4 protein-coding genes are annotated in these 3,218 nt (G+C 75.3%); 1 reads left to right on the forward strand and 3 read right to left on the reverse strand.

Annotated elements, in window-relative coordinates:
- Positions 1-30 precede the first annotated feature (30 nt).
- Entirely contained in the window at positions 31-867 is an 837-nt protein-coding gene (locus N869_RS13830; protein WP_035062542.1) for a purine-nucleoside phosphorylase, read from the reverse strand.
- Between the two features lie 120 nt (positions 868-987).
- Here N869_RS13830 and N869_RS13835 point away from each other — a divergent pair, with 120 nt between their 5' ends.
- Entirely contained in the window at positions 988-2,433 is a 1,446-nt protein-coding gene (locus N869_RS13835; protein ID WP_052105588.1) for an NAD(P)H-quinone dehydrogenase, read from the forward strand.
- Between the two features lie 7 nt (positions 2,434-2,440).
- Here N869_RS13835 and N869_RS13840 read toward each other — a convergent pair whose 3' ends face one another.
- Both N869_RS13840 and N869_RS13845 read right to left on the reverse strand, forming a co-directional pair.
- Positions 2,441-2,935, reverse strand: a complete 495-nt coding sequence (locus tag N869_RS13840; protein ID WP_035062544.1) for an NUDIX hydrolase — start codon at positions 2,933-2,935, stop codon at positions 2,441-2,443.
- 1 nt (position 2,936) lies between these two features.
- On the reverse strand, positions 2,937-3,218 hold a 282-nt coding region (locus N869_RS13845), incomplete at its 5' end, for an acetyl-CoA carboxylase biotin carboxyl carrier protein subunit (RefSeq protein ID WP_035062546.1).

Raw genomic sequence — 3,218 nt, forward strand, 5'->3', positions numbered from 1 at the left:
CCAGGCGGGCGGGGGCCGCCGGGGCGCCGGTCACGGGATGATCCGGACGACGTCGGCGAGCAGGCGGCTGATCCGGGGGGCGGCGGCCCGGCCGGCCTCGAGCACCTCGGCGTGGGACAACGGCTCGCCGCCGATGCCGGCCCCGGGGTTCGTCACCAGGGATACCCCCAGCACGTCCATGCCCGCGTGCCGGGCGGCGATGGCCTCCAGGGTGGTGGACATGCCCACGAGGTCCGCGCCGAGCCCGGCCAGCATCCTGACCTCGGCCGGTGTCTCGTAGTGGGGGCCGCGGATCTGGGCGTACACGCCCTCGGCGAGGCTCGGGTCGACCTGGCGGGCGAGGTCCCGCAGGCGCGCGCTGTACAGGTCGGTGAGGTCCACGAAGGTGGCCCCCTCCAGGGGGGAGGTGGCGGTGAGGTTGAGGTGGTCGCTGATCAGGACGGGGGTTCCGGGTGCCCACTCGGGTCGCAGGCCTCCGCACCCGTTGGTGAGGACGACGGTGCGGGCCCCCGCGGCGGCGGCCGTCCGTACCCCGTGCACCACGCGTCGCACCCCGCGGCCCTCGTACAGGTGTGTGCGCGAGCCCAGGACGAGGGCGTGCCGGTCGGTGCCGGTGACCCGTACCGAGCGGGTGGTGGCCAGGTGCCCGGCGACGGCGGGGGCGCTGAAGCCGGGGATCTCGGCGGTGGGGACCTCGGCGACGGTCTCCCCGAGCAGGTCCGCGGCGGCCGACCAGCCCGAGCCCAGGACGAGGGCGACGTCGTGGGTGGCGACGCCGGTCCGGTCGGCGAGCACGGCGGCGGCCGCGCGGGCGACCTCCATCGGGTCGTGGGCGGGGTCGTCGATGGAGAGGTCCGCGTCGGTCATGGCACCGAGGCTAGCCGTCCCGTCCGGTGCCCACACGCGACCCGCGGGGCCCACCACTGCTGTCGCGCACCGCGGGGGTGGGCCCGGCACAATGCGTGTGTGACCGAGACGACACCAGGACTGGCCGAAGCGACGCCCACGCCCGTGCCGCCCGGGCGCCCCGCCCCTCGCGTGGTGGTGGTGGGGGGTGGGCCCGGCGGTTACGAGGCGGCCCTCGTCGCCCAGCGTGGCGGCGCGGAGGTGACGCTCGTGGAGCGGCGCGGCCTGGGTGGCGCCGCGGTGCTCACCGACGTGGTGCCCTCCAAGACGCTGATCGCGACCGCGGAGTGGATGACGATAGCCGACCGCGCCCCGGAGCTGGGGATCCGCACCGTGGGTCAGGCCGGTGGTGACCCGTCGCAGGGGCACGAGGTGCTCCTGGACGAGGTGAACGCCCGGGTCCTGCGCCTGGCGCAGGCGCAGTCGACGGACATCCGCACCCGCCTGGAGGAGGAGGGCGTGGAGGTCGTGGACGGGGTGGGCAGCCTGGACGGGCCCGGCTGCGTGGTGATCGACCCGGCCGACGGCGCGCAGCAGCGCCGGTGCGACGCGGACGTGGTGCTGCTGGCCACGGGCGCGACCCCACGCACCTTGCCCGAGGCGATGCCGGACGGGGAGCGGATCCTCAGCTGGACCCAGCTCTACGGCCTGACCGAGCTGCCCGAGAGGCTGGTGGTGGTGGGGTCGGGTGTGACCGGCGCGGAGTTCGCCGGCGCCTACCAGGCGCTCGGGTCGGACGTGGTGCTCATCTCGTCCCGGGACCGGGTGCTGCCCGGTGAGGACGCCGACGCCGCGGAGGTCATCGAGCAGGTGTTCCGCGAGCGTGGCATGACGGTGATGGGTCGCAGCCGCGCGGTCTCGGCCGAGCGTGTCGGTGACGGGGTGCGGGTGACGCTGCACGACGGTCGGGTGGTGGAGGGGTCGCACTGCCTGGTGGCGGTGGGGTCGGTGCCGACGACCGCGGACCTGGGCCTGGAGGAGGCGGGGGTGCGCCTCACGCCCCGGGGGCACATCGAGGTGGACCGGGTCTCCCGCACCAGCGTGCGGGGCGTGTACGCGGCGGGCGACTGCACGGGTGTGCTGCCCCTGGCGTCGGTGGCGGCCATGCAGGGGCGGATCGCGATGGCCCACGCGCTGGGCGACGCGGTGCAGCCGTTGAACCTGGGGACGGTGGCGGCGAACATCTTCACGGCACCGGAGATCGCGACCGTGGGTGCCTCGGAGCGTGAGCTGGCGGCGTCGGGCACCCGGTACGTGGCCACGTCGTTGGCGTTGGCGCGCAACCCGCGCGCGAAGATGCTGGGGATGCGGGACGGGTTCGTGAAGATCTTCGCCCACGCGACCACCGGCACGGTCCTGGGCGGTGTGGTGGTGGCGCCGCGGGCCGGCGAGCTGGTGTTCCCGTTGACGTTGGCGGTCTCGCACCGGATGACTGCGGATGAGGTCGCCCGCTCGTTCACGGTGTACCCGTCGTTGTCGGGCTCGATCGCGGAGGTCGCGCGGATCGTGCACCAGCGGCGCCTGTGAGTCCCGGTCAGGTGGTCAGGGCGGCCCGCAGGTCGGGCCAGGCGGTGGCGAAGGCGGGGAGCAGGGGCAGGTCCGCGACGTCGTCGACGTGCACCCAGGCGATCTCGAGGCTCTCGTCGTCGGTGGGCCGTGGGTGCTGGGTGCCGGTGGTGCGCGCCACGACCGTGGTGTAGGCCCAGTCGGGGTGGGTCAGTGTGCTGGTCGTGAGCACCGTCAGGTGGCCGGGGTCGATCCCGGCTTCCTCCTGGGCCTCGCGGACGGCGCCCTGCTCGGGGGTCTCGTGCGGGGCGATGGCTCCCCCCGGGATGCCCCATGTCCCCCCGTGGTGGCTCCACAGGGCCCGGTGCTGCAGGACGACGTGCCCCGGGCCCGTCCCTGCGGGCTCGGGGCGGTGCAGCAGCAGACCGGCTGCGCCGTGCAGGCCCCAGTGCCGGGCACCGCAGCCGCACTCGACCCACCCGTCACCGGGCTGGCGGTGGTGCCTGCCGGGCGGGCGTGGCACGTCAGTCGACGATCTCGCAGATCGGTGACCCGGCGCTGACGCCCACCCCCACCGCGGCGCTGAGGGACCGGACGGTCCCGGAGCGGTGGGCGACCAGGGGCTGCTCCATCTTCATGGCCTCGAGCACCACGACCAGGTCGCCCTCGGTGACCTCGGCGCCGTCCTGGACCGCGACCTTGACGATGGTGCCCTGCATGGGGGAGGAGAGGGCGTGGCCGTTGGCGGCGGACCCGGTGCGCGTGGTGGTGCGCCGCGCGCGAGCGGGGCGGGTGGCGCTGCGGGC

Source organism: Cellulomonas bogoriensis 69B4 = DSM 16987 (assembly GCF_000767165.1).
GTDB classification, from domain to species: domain Bacteria; phylum Actinomycetota; class Actinomycetes; order Actinomycetales; family Cellulomonadaceae; genus Actinotalea; species Actinotalea bogoriensis.

What these genes read in the sequence shown, in the direction of transcription:
- N869_RS13830 (WP_035062542.1), bottom strand. Translation starts at nt 867, where the DNA reads ATGACCGACGCGGACCTCTCCATCGACGACCCCGCCCACGACCCGATG.